Consider the following 14,991-nt stretch of genomic DNA (forward strand, 5'->3'; position numbering starts at 1 on the left):
GCCCCGCCGATATGCATCACTCCTCTGGTGGGCGCAAGGCGATGATGCGCATGCCGGGTGCCCCTTTGAAGTCTTCGTTCTTGCGGATAAAGCGGATGGCGCCGCTTGACGTAATCCGCGCCAAAAGTTTCGCGTCCGGCGTATCGTTGCGCCAATCGGCCAGCGTGAATTCTTCGGACAGTTTTGTGATCCGGAAGGTCCAGCCCGCGGCCATCATTTTCTCAAGCTCGGCATGGGTTGATTCAAGTCCCAGCGGGCGGCCACCCAATGTGCGGGGCAGTTGGTGGCGGCTGCTGTCGGCGCGTTCGCGCATGACCTGAAACACGTTTTCACGTCCGAATTCCGGGGCAAGGTCGGTCGTCACCAAGGTGTTATAGGCGTCATTGTCTGTTGCAGCGATCAAGGTGGCATAGCTGACCAGTTCGACCCGCTGTTCAGCAGCTTCTGACAGAATATCACCCGAGAACGTATCGATGCCCGCAGCGCGGGCTTTACGTAGTCGGATAAAGTTCGGATCGGTCATCAAAACCGGCACTTCGGCCTTGCGCAGAACCTCGGCCAGGGCTGTTGTCCAATCTGCACCGCCGATGATGACGACGCCAGGGACATCTGCACCGGCTAACCCCAACAGCCGCGCAAAGGGGGCCAAGGTAAATCCGTTCAGCACGACCGTGACCGCCACAAGGGCAAAGGCCAGCGGCGCAATCAATGCAGCGTCTTCAAAGCCAAGGCTCAGCAAGCGTTCGCCAAACAACCCTGCCACAGCGACCAGAACCACACCGCGTGGTCCGGTCAGGGCGACCAGCAGCTTTTCGCGAAACGGGATGCCAGACCCGATAAGGGATATGAACACCGTCAGCGGGCGCGCGACCAGCACGACAACAGCCACAAATGCCGCCGCCCGCCAATCAAGATTGCCAAGCGCATCAACATCAAGGCCCGCCGCCAGCAGAATAAACACGCCAGAAACCAACAGGACCGTGGCATGTTCCTTGAACCGCCGCAGCTCTTCGTAGCTGGGCAGTTTCGAGTTCGCGATCACAATCCCCATGATTGTCACCGCCAACAGGCCGCTTTCGTGCAATACCGCGTCAGAGCCGGCGAAAACCCCCAGCAGCAAGGCGAAAAGCACCGGTACTTTCATGTATTCCGGCACCCAGCCGCGCTTGAACGCGCGCGACAGGCCAACGCCAGCTGCCACACCGGCGGCGGTTGCCACGGCGGCACCCAGCAGCAATTCGATCATCGCCTCTGATGCGGTGGTGGCCGTGTTCAGCGCCAGTACAACCTCGAACGCCAGAACGGCAGCCAAGGCCCCGATGGGATCGTTAATGATGGCTTCCCATTGCAGCAGGGTCGCAGGGCGGCGCGACAGCCGTGCAGTGCGCAGCAACGGCGCAATCACCGTGGGGCCGGTCACAATCAAGATACCACCAAAGACCGCAGAGCTGGACCAGCTTAGCCCCGCCACATAATGCAGCGACAGCGCAGCCATCAACCAGCCCAAGGGCGCGCCGATGTAGACCAACCGCCTGACCCCGCCAACCGCGTCCTGAAGCGTGTGGAAGTTCAACGAAAGACCGCCCTCGAACAGGATAATCGCGACTGCGATAGAGATCATCGGGGCCATCAGCGGCCCGATATCGCGGGCAGGGTCAAAGACGCCGAACACCGGACCGATCAAAATACCGGCGACCAGCATCAGCACAATTGCAGGCATCCGCAGACGCCACGCGACCCATTGTGATCCAACGCCAATGGCACCGACCAATGCGATTGCTGTTACGGGGTTCAGCGCGCCAAGCGTTTCTACTGCCACAATGGTATCCATCTATTACTGGTGGGTTGAAATAACACGTGGGGGGCGCAAGACAATGAATATTCCTGTTGTCACGCGTCTGCGGCACGACACGAAAACGCGGGCACCAACCGATGCCCGCGTCGTGTAACCGCAAGGGGAGGCAGCAAGGTTCCTTGCGACCACATATTCAGATCAGGCGGATTGCATATTCAGCGCCATGCCGTCATAGCGCCCGCTGATCGCGGCATCGGCCAATACATCCGCAACATCGCGGCGCGAGGCCTTGGCCGTTTTGTCCACATCATCGCCCAGGATAACGTCGTCGCCGCGCGCGTCGTCGGTCAGGGCAACCGGGCGCAGGATGGCATAGGTCAGGCCCGATGATTTCAGGTGCTCGTCGGCGGCGTGTTTCGCCTTGAGGTAATGTGCCAGATCGCCTGACGGATTTTCCTGATCCGCCCCGACAGAGCTAAGCATAACAAAGCGTTTCACACTTGCCGCTGCGGCCAGATCGGTCAGGCGTTTCGCGCCGTCACGGTCAACTTTGTCGGTCATCTCGGTGCCTGTCGACCCGCCTGATCCGGCGGCAAACACCACGACGTCGATCCCTTGGCAGACGTCATCCGACAAATCTGTCAGATCACCGTTTCGCACATGCGCAGCGGGTGGGAGATCGCTGGTGTCAGAGCTTTCGCGCACCAGTGCCGTTGCCGTATGCCCTTGATCAATAATGTTTTTTACCAGATGCGAACCGGTTTTACCCGTGGCACCTGCGACTAGTATATTCATGCTCATTTTAAATTCCTTCAACGTGTAAGACTGGGTGATACGGGGCGGGTTGCCCGTATGCTCAGGGCAGAAAGATCGCTTTTACGTTCACGAATTCCTTCATGCCAAAGCCGCCATGTTCGCGCCCATAACCGGAATTCTTGACCCCGCCGAAGGGCATATTGGGGTCAGCCGCACCAAATGAATTGATGCGCACCATTCCGGTATCAAAATGATCACGGGCCAGTTTCAGCGCGCGTTCTTCGTCGCGCGAGAATATCCCCCCGCCAAGGCCATATCGGCTGTCATTGGCGATACGCATGGCGTCTGCGTCATCCTTGGCGCGGATCACGGCCGCGACGGGCCCAAAGATTTCATCGTCATAGGCGGGCATTCCGGGCGTGACATCTGCAAGCACGGTCGCGGGGTAATAGGCCCCTTTGCGGTCAGGCGCTGTGCCACCGCATAGAACCTTGGCCCCCTTGGCGACGCTTTTGTCCACCTGATCTTTGACGGTATCGAACTGTTCCTGGCTGGACAGCGGGCCAAGCTGGCTTGCCGGATCTGTCGGATCGCCCATCGTAATACCGCGCATTTGTGCGACGAAAGCGTCGACAAAGGCATCATATACCTTATCCGTCACGACAAACCGCTTGGCCGAAACACAGGTCTCACCGTTGTTATAGAGCCGCCCCATCACGGAATACTTGACCGCGACATCAATATCCGCGTCCTCAAGCACCAGATAGGCGTCGTTGGACCCCAATTCGAGGACCGTCTTTTTCAGCGCTTTAGCAGCGACGGAACCGATGTGGCGACCTGCGCCATCGCTGCCCGTCATGGTCACGCCACGCACCTTGGGGTGTTCGATCAGTTTGTCGCTGGTGTCATGGTCGATCAGGATCACCTGAAACAGATCCTCGGGCAGGCCGGCCTCGATACATAATTCGCGCAGGCGCAGGCCCGATCCGGTGCAAATGCTGGCGTGTTTCAACACACAGCCGTTGCCCGCCATCAGGTTCGCCGCCAACACGCGGACAGGTTGATACAGCGGAAAGTTCCACGGCTGGATCGAATAGATCACGCCAACGGGCTGATAGGTGACGACGCCGCGCTTGCCATCTGCGCCGTGGGTGCGCTCTTCGTCGGCAAGGGCATCGGGGCCGTTCTTGGCCGTGTATTCGAAAATCGCGGCACAGATTTCGACCTCGCGCTGGCCGTCTTTCAGCAACTTGCCGGTTTCCTGGGTCATCAGGGCCGCAAGGTCGTCGGCATTGTCGCGCAGCTTGGCGGCGATCTTGGTCAGATAGGGCGCGCGCTCAGCATGGGTCAGCTCACGCCATTCCAGAAATGCGGCGTGACTGGCGTCAAGGCGCTGCGTGGCTTCGTCCTCTGACATCATGTCATAGGTTTGGATTTCTTCTTCGGTGGCGGGGTTGATCGTGGTGATCTTGGACATGCTCGCTCCTTTTTTGATTTCAAAAGGGCAACACGTGCATCGGGTAATGGTTCCTGACCGAAGGCCCGACAGGAGGGGCGATACGGTAGGTTTCCGTCAGAGCGGATAAGGTGTTAAGGTATTGATATTGTTGAAATATGCGTGGAGATCCGCCCGGTTTCAGCTAGCGCCGTTTCCCACGGGTTTGTGAAGACGCTGTTGTATTGTCGCGGTTTTCGTCTTGTAATTTGCGCCAGCGTTCCAGCCGGGCCGGGTCCAAATCCCCCGCCGTGACGGCGGCTTGGACGGCGCATCCGGGCTCGTGAGAATGGGTGCAATCCCTGAACCGGCAGTGCGGGGCCAATTCGGTAATTTCAGCAAACAGCACATCAAGGCCCACAGACACATCGGCAACATGCAGCGTGCGCATGCCGGGTGTATCAATCAGCCAGCCGCCGCCCTTGATGGCGTGCAGGGATCGTGAGGTCGTGGTGTGCCGCCCCTTTGCGTCGTCCTCTCGAATGCCGCCGGTCAGTTGGGCGTCTTCCGGCCCTTTGTCGGCAAGGGTGTTCAGCAGCGTGGATTTTCCGACTCCGGACGACCCGACCAAGGCGACGGTCTGGCCATTGCCACACCACGGGGCCAAAACCGATGCCGCATCGGGCGTCTTGGCATTCACCGCGACAACATCAAGGTCGCGTTGCAGTGCCAGCGCCTGATCCTTGTAATGGGCGATATTGTCAATCTTGTCCGCTTTGGTCAGAACGATCACGGGTTTGGTGCCTGCCTCGTTGGCAAGGGCAAGATAGCGTTCTAGGCGCGCGGGGTTAAAATCATCGTTGCACGAGGTCACGATGAACAATGTATCGACGTTCGCCGCGATCAACTGTGGCACACGCCCGCCTTTGGCCTGCCGGTTCAGCAATGATCGCCGATCCAGCCGGCGCACCAGCATATCGTCGTCAGCTTGCAACAAGACCCAGTCACCAACCGCAAAATCGGTTGTGTTGGTCTTGGGCGGCAGCAGCAATCTTGCCGGACCATCGAGCGTTTCCGCAGACATGCGCGACCGGTGGACCGTGGCAATGCGGGCAGGGCGCAGGGCGGCGTCGCCTTCCTCAAGTTGATCTTGGAAAAAGGCGGACCAGCCAAGATCGGCCAGTGACATGGTTGAGGCGGTTTTATTATTCACGTCTACGGCAGTAGCGCGCTGGCGCGATGATGCAAAGGGTCATTCTTGCACGGCGTCCGGTGGGAAAGCCGTGGACGCATCGCCCGGCACCCAAGCGGGGTATTTGACCATCATCTGCCCGAACGCGTCCGAGGCCAGGAACCGGGCCAACCAGCCTTGCAGCTTTGGCCAGGGCTGTGCGTCAAACCACGGCTTATCGATAAAGGCGAATTGGCGGACAAAAGGCGCAATGGCGAGATCAGCCAAGTTGGGACGGTCAAACAGGGACACGTCGATTCGATCGTTAACATCAGACAAAAACCGGCAAGCCTCGGCGCGGTGATGCGCAGGGTCTTGGTCGGGATAGCGGGTTGTGTATTTGGTGCGGTCCAGCGCGTGTTTGAACGGCCCGTCGCAGCGCGCAATCAGATCCCGACCCGCGTCAGGCATGTTCAGCAAACCTTGGGGGTCAGACTGCGAAAGCGCCCAGATCATAATATCAAGGCTTTCGTCGATCACTTGGTCGTCGAGCTTTAAGCATGGCACCGTCCCACTGGGTGACGTATCTAAAAACGCCTGTGGTTTGTCGCGCAGCACGATCTCTCGCAGGTCGACTGGCACTGCGGCGGCCAAAATCGCCAGCCTGGCGCGCATCGCATAGGGGCAGCGGCGAAAGGAATAGAGCACCGGTGTCATGGTAAGATCGAGAGCCACATCCACGCGGTCAGCACCGACGCAACTGTGGCGATCAATACCGAACTGGCGGCGACGCGCCGGGCGCGGCCATACATATTGGCAAAGATATAGGCGTTGAACCCCGGTGCCATTGCCGCCGTTAGCACGCCGGACCGGAACAAATCCTGCGGCAGGCCAAAGCGGGACCCCATCAGCCAGACAATCGCCGGATGCACCAGCAAGGCGATGATGCAGACCATTGCAATGGCTTTGAGATCGCCCTCGGGTTTGTATTGGATCAACACACCACCAAGGGCGAAAAGGGCGGTGGGCAGCGCCGCGCGGACCACCAGAGACAGCGCATCATCGACCACCGCGGGGATCGCGATACCGCTGAAATTAACGATAAAGCCCGCGATGATGCCAATCACGAGGGGGTTGTGGAACATGGCGTTGCCGACATTGCGGGCAAGCGCGAAGCCCGACTGCCCGCGATTGCGGACAAATTCCATCACGGTAATGCCCAAGCCATAGCAAAACGGCGAATGCATCGCGATGATCGCGATATTGCCCGTCAGCGCATCAGCGCCATAGGCCCGTTCGGTGATCGGCAGCCCCAGCAGGACCGAGTTCGAGAACAGACAGCAAAACCCGATGGCAACGCAGTCTTCCCAGTCGCGTTTGAACAGCAGCCGCGCGCCATACATACCAATTGCGAAACACAGCGCAGCACCAGTGTAAAAGCTGATCAAAAGCCGTGGGTCGAAAGAAGCCGACAGGTCGAGTTTCGCGATGGATTGAAAGAGCAGGCAGGGGATCGCAAAGCTTTGGGCGAAGCGCATGATCCCGTCGATGCCAGCGGTCGGAAAGACGCCGCGCCAAACCGACACATAGCCGAAACCGATAACCAGAAACACGGGGAGAATGACATCGAGGAGTGTCTGCACGAAAGAAGCCTTGGGGTTTTTCGCGGATCGCTGGGGGTTTCACACCCCCAGACCCCCGTGGAGTTTATTTGGCAAAATGAAATCAGGCGGGAAAGGTCAGTGTCATGCCGTCATAGGCAGGTTGGATATGATCAGGGGTTTCGGCGGCGAGGGTTTCATAGTCGAGATCATTGTGCATGTTGGTCAGCACGGCGGTTTTGGGGGCCATTTTTTCGATCCAGCCCAGAGTTTGTTCAAGATGGCTGTGGGTCGGGTGCGGGTCGCGGCGCAGGGCGTCGACGATCCAGCAGGTGAGGTTTTCCAGATGCGGCCATACGGCGTCGGGGATGCGTGCCACATCGGGTAGATATGCGACATCGTTTATGCGGAAGCCAAGCGCATCGATGCCGCCGTGGTTGACCAGAAACGGTGTGAAGTTCAGGGGGCCGCCGGGGCCGTCGATTGTCACGTCGCCGTCGATCAGGTTCATGTCGAGGATCGGCGGGTAGGACGACCCTTCGGGTTGGATGAACACATAGCCGAACCGGTCAAGCAGCGCCTCGCGGGTGGGGATGTCGGCCCAGACGGGCAGGCGTTTACGCATATTGATCACGATCATACGCAGGTCATCGACGCCGTGCACATGGTCGGCGTGCGAATGGGTATAGATCACCGCATCAAGCCGCCCGACATTGGCGTCCAGCAACTGGCTGCGCATGTCGGGTGAGGTGTCGATCAGCACGGATGTGGTGCCTGCATCGGTGATGCGTTCCACGAGGATGGAACAGCGACGTCGTGCGTTTTTGGGATTGGTCGGATCGCAGGCCCCCCATTGCCCGCCAAGCCGCGGCACCCCGCCAGAAGACCCGCACCCCAGAATGGTGATCTTCATCGTTGCCATTATGCGGCCTCGGAGAAGGCCGCGACCTTGGTAAAGAGCCGGTCAAAGTTCGCTTGGGTTTGGGCCGCGAATGTTGCGTAGTCGATGCCAAAGGTTTCAGCACCGCGCCGGGCTGTGTGGGCGGTAAAGGCCGGTTCATTCCGTTTGCCACGGTGGGGCGGCGGGGCCAGATAGGGGCTGTCGGTCTCGACCAAGATCCGGTCGAGGGGTGCTGCCGCGAAGATGTCGCGCAAATCGCTGCTTTTGGGAAAGGCGGTGATTCCGGACATCGACAGATAGAACCCCAGATCAAGGGCGGCGCGGCCGAGTTCGGCGGTGCTGGAGAAACAATGCATCACGCAAGGATATGCGCCATTGCTGTATTCCTCGCGCAGGATGCGGGCCATGTCATCATCGGCGTCGCGCGAATGGATGATCAAGGGCAAGCCGGTGTCACGTGCGACGGCAATATGCGTGCGCAGAGAGGTTTGCTGAATCTCGGCGGAGTCAGCGGTATAGTGGTAATCAAGGCCGGTTTCGCCGATGCCCACCATCTTTGGGTGCTGCGTCAGTGCCATCAGGTCGTCATAGCTGGCCATAGGCTCAGAAGCCACGCTCATCGGGTGGGTGCCCGCGGCGTAGAAAACCGGCGCGTAGGTTTCAGCGATGGCGCGCACGGCGGGTTCGTTTTTCAGCTTGGTGCAGATGGTGACCATGCGCGTGACGCCTGCCTGCACGGCGCGGTCGATCACATCTGGCAATTCGTCCTGAAAATCGGGGAAATCAAGGTGACAATGGCTGTCGGTGATGGGGTAAATGTCGCTCATGCCGGTCCCGTTTGTTGATCATCTGGGTGCGGTTTGACCCATCTTGAACAGGGTATCTAGGACCAGTGCAGCAGGGTCAAGGTTGACGGCCATCCCATGACGCGCGCGGGTGCTGATCTCGTGGGCGGCTTCGGCCCATGCACGGCCTTGGTCGGGGGTCGCGGACAGACGTGCGAGCACGGCCCGCTCGTTCGGGGCGGCTTCGGTTTCTGGGGGTTGGCCGGTGGCACCCGTGCGAGCAAGGCGCAGCATCAACAGATCAACCAGCGTAAACAACAGCGTCAGTTTTTCTTCGGCACCGCGGGTGGCGGCGGCTTCGGCCAGGGCCAGCGCGCGGGAACGGTCCATCTGGGGCAGGGTGCCCAGAATGCCGACCAGTTCGGCATACATTTTGAGGCCACCCATCAATGAAAGGCCAAGTGCGCCACCGACAGACCCGCCCGAAAGCGCCGCAAGGGCCGCCGGATCGCCTGTGATCTCTACTTCGGACTGGGCCAGTGCCAGCGCCATGTCTTCGGGCGATAATGTCCCAAGCCGCAAGGTGCGGCAGCGCGATTTGATGGTGGGCAGCAACCCCGAGGGGCGGTGACTGATCAGCAGGATAATCGCGCGGGCCGGGGGTTCCTCGAGCATTTTGAGCAGGGCGTTGGCCGCGTTGGGGTTCATCAGATCGGCGTCATCGACGATCACGACGCGCCGGCCGCCATCCGCCGCTGACATCTGGAAAAACCCGTTCAGTTTGCGGATATCATCGACAACAATCTGTTTGCGCAGACGTTTGGTTTTCTCGTCCACCGACCGGGTCACAGACTTGAGCGCCCCTTCGCCGCCCGCAGCGATGCGGTGCGCCACGGGGTGATCGGGGTCGATATCCAGGCTGGTCGGGGTTTCGGGGGCAAACATGCCGCCATCATCAGGATCAGGCGTCGCCAGTAGAAATCTGGCGATGCGCCAGGCCAGCGTCGCCTTGCCCACGCCGCGTGGTCCGGTCAGCAGCCAGCCATGATGGAGTTTGCCGGAATTGAACGCGTCCAGAAACGCGGCTTCGGCGCCTTCTTGGCCAAACAGGCGGGGCGTGTCGCGCGGGTGGCATGTGCCGTCAATGCGGTCTGGTTGGGGGGCGTCATCGCTCATGAACTGCGTTTACCATGGAATGGGGCGGTTGGAAGAGGGCGCGCATAATATCCAGCATCGGGGCCCGTTGGCGGCTGTCCGGTGGGGGGCACTTACCCGATCCGTTTTTCGGTTGCAGCCAGAATATCCTGAGCCACGGTGAGGATCGGTTGCGCGCCATCGATCACGACAAAACGGTCGCTGAATTCCTGCGCCAAGGCTAGAAATCCTTCGCGCATTGCTGCTTGTAGGCTTTCGCCAAAATCCTCGAACCGTTCTTCGACGGTGTTGCGCGACAAGGCCCGAGACAAGCCTTCGGCGGGGTCCATGTCGATCAACAGGGTCAGATCGGGTTCAACGCCGATCATCAAATCATGCAATTGGTCAACTGTGGCGCGCAGATCGCCACGGCTCAGGCCCTGATACATCCGGGTGCTATCGGCAAACCGGTCGCAGATCACGACCTTGCCCGCGTCAAGCGCAGGCTGGATGGTGCGTTCCAGATGATCGCGGCGCGCGGCGGTAAACAGCAAGATTTCCGTCTGCGCAGACCAGCGGTCAGGATCGCCTTGCAACACCAAGGCGCGAATTTCTTCGGCACCGGGGGAACCGCCTGGTTCGCGGGTCAGGATCACGTCATGGCCTGACGCCTCAAGCGCCTGTTTCAGCAGCTTGGTTTGCGTGGATTTACCCGACCCATCAATGCCTTCAAAGCTGATAAAGAAACCTTTCGCGCTCACGAAGCTTCCTCGGGACCTTCGTTCAGGCGGGTCAAAAGATACTGCGCCGCTGCGGTGATTTTCACGAAGAAACCACCCGGGGCCACAGCATCAGACGCGACAAGAGGCGCGCGGACTTCGGGCAGATCGCCCCGCGTCAGGACCAGCTCGCCCACGGGATCACCTTTGGCGATCGGCGCGCGCAGGGGGCCTGTGTAAACTACCTCGGCGATGACGTCGCTGTCGCCCGAAACGGGGACCAAGACCGATAGGTCATCGGCCAATTCCATACCGACCGTGCTTGCCGATCCGATTGCCACCGGGGCCTGCGCGATTTGCGTGCCCGCAGCCCCCATGGATCGTTGCGAAAACTGGCGGAAGGCCCAGTTCACAATCGCTTCGGATTCCTGTGCCCGTGCAGCGGTTGATTCAAGCCCCGAGATGACGAAAATCACCCGGCGATCCCCCTGCTTGGCAGAGCCGACCAAGCCATATCCGGCCTCTTCTGTGTGGCCGGTTTTTAGACCATCCGCGCCAATACCAAGGCCCAACAGCGGGTTGCGGTTGGACTTATTTTGCGGCGCGCGACCGTCAAACACAAACTCACGTTGCGCAAACATCGGGTAATATTGCGGGTAATCCGTGATAAGGTGCATGGCGAGCAGGCCCAGATCGCGCATCGACATACGTTGCCCTGCGGCAGGCCAGCCATTGGCATTGGCAAATGTCGAACTGGTCATGCCCAGTTGCTGGGCACGGCGTGTCATCAGCCGGGCGAAACCGGGTTCCGTACCATCCGGGCTTAGCGCCTCGGCGATCACAGCGCAGGCGTCATTGCCAGATAAAACAATGATCCCGCGCAGCAAATCTTCGACGGTGACGCGGTCGGTCGTATCCAAAAACATCGTCGACCCGCCATAAGACATCGCATGCTGCGACACGGGTAGTTTTTCGGTCAGGTCAAGCCCGCCATTGCTTTTGCCGCGCTCGATTGCCTCGAACGCCATGTATAGCGTCATCAACTTGGACATCGACGCAGGCGGCAAAGGTTCGTCAGCGTTCTTGGCCAACAAAACCGTGCCGGTCGTCTGATCGATCACGTAGGCGGCTGTCGCGCTGGTTTCAAAGGCCTGCGCAGGTAGCGACAAAAAGACCAAAGCAAACGTGGCGGCGAAAATGCGGATCATGTTAAAGCTCCTTTGGCTTGTGGTCAGTTCGACACCGCGTAGGCGTCGGAAAACCCTTCAGCTTTGATCGATTTCATCAAAGCGGTCAGCTCGGTTTTGGTCGAAGCAGGGCCGACAACGACCCGCCAGAATGCTTTACCGTTGATTTCGCTGCGTTTTACGGTGGGCAACATGCCAGCGCTGCGCATCTGATTGGCCGACCGGTTGGCATTCGTCTCAACGCTGAAAATCCCGATCTGGACATAGGGTTTGGACAGGCTTGATGCTTTTGCGGGCGCAGGGGCAGGCGGTGCGGTTGGCGGCGTCTCAGGTGCAGCACTGGTCGCAGCCTCAACGGGGGCAAGCGCCGTTTCGGTCACCGCCGCTGGTGCTTCGACCGTTGTGTCAGGCGCTGAATCCTCGGCGGGCGTGTCCACTTCTTCGCGGCGCAGGGCGGTCACATTTAAAGGGGCAGGGGCACCGGCCAGCACATCGAGGGCCGCGGCCGCATCAGATGACATTTGCAGATTTGGGCCCGGCAGATCGCGTTCGCGGCGGAACAATGCACCGATCACAAACTTGCCGTTGGCCTCGTTGCGGATGATGACGCGTTCGGGATCGCTGACATCAGGATGCGCAACCCACACACCGCCCAAGCTGGGCCGGCCATCCCAAAGGCCTTGATCTGTAACGGAAAAAACATCGGGCGCTTCGACGTCACGCTCAACAAGTTTAGTCGAGGTAGAGGCGGTCGCAGATGCTTCTTTCTGCCCGAACCCCAATCCATCAACGGCATCACAGCCCGAAAGCGTGGCCAAAACGACGAACGCCGTTGTTGCCATCAAAAGGGGCCGCGCCTGAGAAAAGAAAGAAACCTTATGCCTGTCCATTTTCGCCGTCCTTGCCTGCTGACCCGGCGTTTTCGCCGTTGTCCATTCGAGCCGTGAAAACGGCATGTTTCATGCCCCATTGCCGGGGTCTTTGTCGCACAGTAACCTTTGAAAGTCGCGCTGAAAAGGCTGAGCCTGCACCATCGGCAAAATTCCCCACAGATTGTCGCGCAGATATGTGCATTTCGAGGTTTGCAGAATCGCCGGTACCCCTCTATGCGGTCTGTGCTGCGGAGGAGTGGCAGAGTGGTCGAATGCACTGGTCTTGAAAACCAGCGTGCGTGAGAGCGTACCGTGGGTTCGAATCCCACCTCCTCCGCCATTATACCTTTTTGTTGAGTTTGAGCGGGCCGCTTTAAGCGGACTTTTTCTGTATTTTACATCAGTTTATAGCCGCTCATCGTTTGTCTTGAGTTTCTTTCGCTTGTGCTTATATTCGTTCCTTGAGTGGTACGGAATGTGGTATTTTTGGAATGGCCCTGTCTGGCAAATTGACGAAAAAGCTGGTCGAGAATCTTGGCGCTGGGCGGCATGGCGACGGCAATGGGCTCTATCTGGTGGTTGATCCATCGGGCGCGCGGCGTTGGATCGTGCGGGTTGTGGTCAAAGGCCAGAGGAACAAGAAAGGCGCGCCCCTGCGCACCGACTTTGGACTCGGTGGCGCGGAGATCGTCACGATCAACCAAGCACGTGAGCGGGCGCTCGAATATCGCCGTATGGCTAAGCAAGGGTTGAACCCGCGTTTTAACGCCCGCCAAAAGGTGCCAACCTTTGAAGAGGTGGCTCAGCAGGTTCACATTGACCGGATGCCCACTTGGAAAAATGCCAAACACGGCCAGCAATGGATCAATACGTTGCGTGACTATGCCTTCCCCAAGATCGGGCGCATGCCGATCGACAGCGTTGACCAGCCCGAGGTAATGATGTGCCTTGCGCCGATTTGGACCGAGAAACACGAAACGGCAAAGCGCTTGGCGCAAAGGATCAAGACCGTGTTGGACGTCGCGCGCTCAAAAGGGTTTCGCGCAGGCGAGAACCCCGTCACCGCGATAAAGGATGCCGGAGCATTGCCAAGGGTCAAAGCCAAGGTGAAGCATCACAAGGCGATGGGGTGGCAGGACGTTCCAAAATTCTATGCGGGTTTGCAAACACGCAAAGCGATGGCCGCGAAGGCTTTGATGTTCACCTGTCTGACGGGATCGAGAACGGGAGAAGTGCTGGGGCTACGGTGGGAGGAGATCGATTTTGAGGCGCAGCTCTGGACGTGTCCGGCAGATCGCATGAAGGCCGGCGAAGCCCACCGTGTGCCGCTGACGGATGAGATGCTCTCGATCATTGAACCCCTAAAAGAACTAAGGTCGGGTTTTGTGTTCGAAGGTCAAAAGCGCCACAAGCCACTGTCAAATATGTCGATGCTCATGCTGTTGCGCCGGATGGATGTGGAAGGGGTCACCGTTCACGGCTTTCGATCCACGTTCCGCGATTGGGCATCCGAGGTCGCAAATGTGCCGCGTGAGGTTGCTGAGAAGAGTTTGGCGCATTCTGTCGGGTCGGATGTTGAGCGTGCTTACGCCCGTTCCGATCTGCTTGAAAAGCGCCGCGTGCTTATGCGCGAATGGTCGCAATATGTGGCTTCAGGTGGCGTGAAGGAGCTTAAATAGTGCTCACATTCTCGATCAACGAGGTGGAAGGCTTCTATCTGGAGCTGTTCCGAATAGCATTGAGCGCCGAGGCCCGTGAGGCCAAGGCTACGGCTCTGCATTATGTTAAGCAGGTGGTGATAGCAGAGAGACTGAAGGTCCTCTCGGAGAGCGAAGGCTCTGCCTGGGCTAGTGAACCTGACAACCAGTCGCTCGTGATTTGGACAGCTCAAACCGCAGCAGCCCGCGAAGAGGCCATTTATGAGTTTTCTCGTGTTTCCAGGACCTACGAAGATAGAAACGAGCGCCGCCTCAACATCGCGGAGCACGCCGGTAAATTGGTTTATCTTTCTATCCTGGAGGGCAAGCGACAGGGCGTACAGACGAAAACCGGAATTCGTTACCAGCTCACACTAGCTGGAAGGGATCACGGGATTAGAGGTGCGAAGGACAAGGATGTGGTTCGCAAAAGTTGGGGCACCTACCGCGGTATAGTTCATCTCGGGATGGCGATGGATTTTTGTGAAGATCGGGCAGTTTCGGCTGGAGAGTTGCTCTCTGTCGCGGAAAAGATTCGCCGGGTGCTTTCAGATTGTTGCCCGAAAGGTACCTCTGAGCCCTATGTACCGCGAGAGGAGCAGATTTCTTTTGTTTACAAATCAGACATTTGGGGACCCCGATTTAGAAATCGGGGACTGCCGTACTGCGTAGAAGATTGAGCACCTTCCGCTGTAATTCAACACAGCGAAAGGTATCCAATGTTATCCCAACTCTTCGAAAACGACCGCATTTATGTCCTAGGCGATCCAGAACTCGACATTATCGGGGATCGCGAAAAGCTGGCGCAATGGCGTCACAAGATGAAAGGCCCGGCGTTCTACCGACTGGGTCGTAAGATCATCTACCGAGGATCCGACCTGAACGCATGGGTGGCGGTAAATCGCGTCGACCCATCTCAGAACGCGTGAGGTGTAGAA

General features: G+C 58.8%; 15 protein-coding genes and 1 tRNA gene. 4 read left to right on the top strand and 12 right to left on the bottom strand.

Annotation, left to right across the window (positions count from 1 at the left end):
- Positions 1-16: 16 nt before the first annotated feature.
- From KZZ06_RS18735 to KZZ06_RS18790, 12 genes are all read right to left on the bottom strand, one after another.
- Positions 17-1,831: a sodium:proton antiporter gene (locus tag KZZ06_RS18735; RefSeq protein WP_219581534.1), complete on the bottom strand. Its 1,815-nt coding sequence runs from the start codon at positions 1,829-1,831 to the stop codon at positions 17-19.
- 162 nt (positions 1,832-1,993) lie between these two features.
- Positions 1,994-2,590, bottom strand: a complete 597-nt coding sequence (locus KZZ06_RS18740) for an SDR family oxidoreductase (RefSeq protein ID WP_219581564.1) — start codon at positions 2,588-2,590, stop codon at positions 1,994-1,996.
- A 61-nt stretch (positions 2,591-2,651) separates the two neighbouring features.
- Positions 2,652-4,028 (bottom strand): NAD-dependent succinate-semialdehyde dehydrogenase, encoded by a 1,377-nt coding sequence (locus KZZ06_RS18745; RefSeq protein WP_219581535.1) that lies wholly within the window; start codon positions 4,026-4,028, stop codon positions 2,652-2,654.
- A gap of 163 nt (positions 4,029-4,191) precedes the next feature.
- A complete protein-coding gene (rsgA, locus tag KZZ06_RS18750; protein WP_219581565.1) occupies positions 4,192-5,175 on the bottom strand; it encodes a ribosome small subunit-dependent GTPase A in 984 nt (327 codons plus the stop codon).
- Positions 5,176-5,238: 63 nt separating this feature from the next.
- Positions 5,239-5,874 carry a glutathione S-transferase gene (locus tag KZZ06_RS18755; protein ID WP_219581536.1) on the bottom strand — a complete coding sequence of 212 codons (636 nt, stop codon included), beginning with the start codon at positions 5,872-5,874 and terminating at the stop codon, positions 5,239-5,241.
- Positions 5,871-6,800: an AEC family transporter gene (locus KZZ06_RS18760; RefSeq protein ID WP_219581537.1), complete on the bottom strand. Its 930-nt coding sequence runs from the start codon at positions 6,798-6,800 to the stop codon at positions 5,871-5,873. Before KZZ06_RS18760 ends, KZZ06_RS18755 begins: the two co-directional genes overlap by 4 nt.
- Before the next feature lie 82 nt (positions 6,801-6,882).
- Complete coding sequence (locus KZZ06_RS18765; RefSeq protein ID WP_219581538.1) at positions 6,883-7,680, bottom strand: MBL fold metallo-hydrolase; 798 nt, start codon at positions 7,678-7,680, stop codon at positions 6,883-6,885.
- Positions 7,680-8,486, bottom strand: a complete 807-nt coding sequence (locus KZZ06_RS18770; RefSeq protein ID WP_219581539.1) for a TatD family hydrolase — start codon at positions 8,484-8,486, stop codon at positions 7,680-7,682. Before KZZ06_RS18770 ends, KZZ06_RS18765 begins: the two co-directional genes overlap by 1 nt.
- Before the next feature lie 18 nt (positions 8,487-8,504).
- Positions 8,505-9,620, bottom strand: a complete 1,116-nt coding sequence (locus KZZ06_RS18775) for a DNA polymerase III subunit delta' (protein ID WP_219581540.1) — start codon at positions 9,618-9,620, stop codon at positions 8,505-8,507.
- Between the two features lie 92 nt (positions 9,621-9,712).
- Complete coding sequence (gene tmk, locus KZZ06_RS18780; protein ID WP_219581541.1) at positions 9,713-10,339, bottom strand: dTMP kinase; 627 nt, start codon at positions 10,337-10,339, stop codon at positions 9,713-9,715.
- Positions 10,336-11,505 carry a D-alanyl-D-alanine carboxypeptidase family protein gene (locus tag KZZ06_RS18785; protein ID WP_219581542.1) on the bottom strand — a complete coding sequence of 390 codons (1,170 nt, stop codon included), beginning with the start codon at positions 11,503-11,505 and terminating at the stop codon, positions 10,336-10,338. The genes tmk and KZZ06_RS18785 overlap by 4 nt, the downstream gene beginning before the upstream one ends.
- A 23-nt stretch (positions 11,506-11,528) precedes the next feature.
- Positions 11,529-12,374 (bottom strand): SPOR domain-containing protein, encoded by an 846-nt coding sequence (locus KZZ06_RS18790; RefSeq protein ID WP_219581543.1) that lies wholly within the window; start codon positions 12,372-12,374, stop codon positions 11,529-11,531.
- Between the two features lie 232 nt (positions 12,375-12,606).
- Here KZZ06_RS18790 and KZZ06_RS18795 point away from each other — a divergent pair.
- The 4 genes from KZZ06_RS18795 to KZZ06_RS18810 all read left to right on the top strand — a co-directional run bounded on the left by KZZ06_RS18795 (position 12,607) and on the right by KZZ06_RS18810 (position 14,982).
- Positions 12,607-12,696 (top strand) — tRNA-Ser (locus KZZ06_RS18795).
- A 151-nt stretch (positions 12,697-12,847) separates the two neighbouring features.
- Complete coding sequence (locus tag KZZ06_RS18800; protein ID WP_219581544.1) at positions 12,848-14,035, top strand: site-specific integrase; 1,188 nt, start codon at positions 12,848-12,850, stop codon at positions 14,033-14,035.
- Positions 14,035-14,733 carry a hypothetical protein gene (locus KZZ06_RS18805; protein WP_219581545.1) on the top strand — a complete coding sequence of 233 codons (699 nt, stop codon included), beginning with the start codon at positions 14,035-14,037 and terminating at the stop codon, positions 14,731-14,733. The genes KZZ06_RS18800 and KZZ06_RS18805 overlap by 1 nt, the downstream gene beginning before the upstream one ends.
- 39 nt (positions 14,734-14,772) lie before the next feature.
- Positions 14,773-14,982: a MerR family transcriptional regulator gene (locus KZZ06_RS18810; protein WP_219581546.1), complete on the top strand. Its 210-nt coding sequence runs from the start codon at positions 14,773-14,775 to the stop codon at positions 14,980-14,982.
- Positions 14,983-14,991: the final 9 nt, after the last annotated feature.

Source organism: Sulfitobacter sp. CW3, assembly GCF_019392245.1.
Classification (GTDB): Bacteria; Pseudomonadota; Alphaproteobacteria; order Rhodobacterales; family Rhodobacteraceae; genus Sulfitobacter.

Excerpts from the sequence above, each read along its gene's own strand:
- KZZ06_RS18735 (WP_219581534.1), bottom strand. The coding sequence starts at position 1,831 with ATGGATACCATTGTGGCAGTAGAAACGCTTGGCGCGCTGAACCCCGTA.
- KZZ06_RS18740 (WP_219581564.1), bottom strand. The coding sequence starts at position 2,590 with ATGAATATACTAGTCGCAGGTGCCACGGGTAAAACCGGTTCGCATCTG.
- KZZ06_RS18745 (WP_219581535.1), bottom strand. The coding sequence starts at position 4,028 with ATGTCCAAGATCACCACGATCAACCCCGCCACCGAAGAAGAAATCCAA.
- rsgA (WP_219581565.1), bottom strand. The coding sequence starts at position 5,175 with ATGTCACTGGCCGATCTTGGCTGGTCCGCCTTTTTCCAAGATCAACTT.
- KZZ06_RS18755 (WP_219581536.1), bottom strand. The coding sequence starts at position 5,874 with ATGACACCGGTGCTCTATTCCTTTCGCCGCTGCCCCTATGCGATGCGC.
- KZZ06_RS18765 (WP_219581538.1), bottom strand. The coding sequence starts at position 7,680 with ATGGCAACGATGAAGATCACCATTCTGGGGTGCGGGTCTTCTGGCGGG.
- KZZ06_RS18770 (WP_219581539.1), bottom strand. The coding sequence starts at position 8,486 with ATGAGCGACATTTACCCCATCACCGACAGCCATTGTCACCTTGATTTC.
- KZZ06_RS18775 (WP_219581540.1), bottom strand. The coding sequence starts at position 9,620 with ATGAGCGATGACGCCCCCCAACCAGACCGCATTGACGGCACATGCCAC.
- KZZ06_RS18785 (WP_219581542.1), bottom strand. The coding sequence starts at position 11,505 with ATGATCCGCATTTTCGCCGCCACGTTTGCTTTGGTCTTTTTGTCGCTA.
- KZZ06_RS18790 (WP_219581543.1), bottom strand. The coding sequence starts at position 12,374 with ATGGACAGGCATAAGGTTTCTTTCTTTTCTCAGGCGCGGCCCCTTTTG.
- KZZ06_RS18800 (WP_219581544.1), top strand. The coding sequence starts at position 12,848 with ATGGCCCTGTCTGGCAAATTGACGAAAAAGCTGGTCGAGAATCTTGGC.
- KZZ06_RS18810 (WP_219581546.1), top strand. The coding sequence starts at position 14,773 with ATGTTATCCCAACTCTTCGAAAACGACCGCATTTATGTCCTAGGCGAT.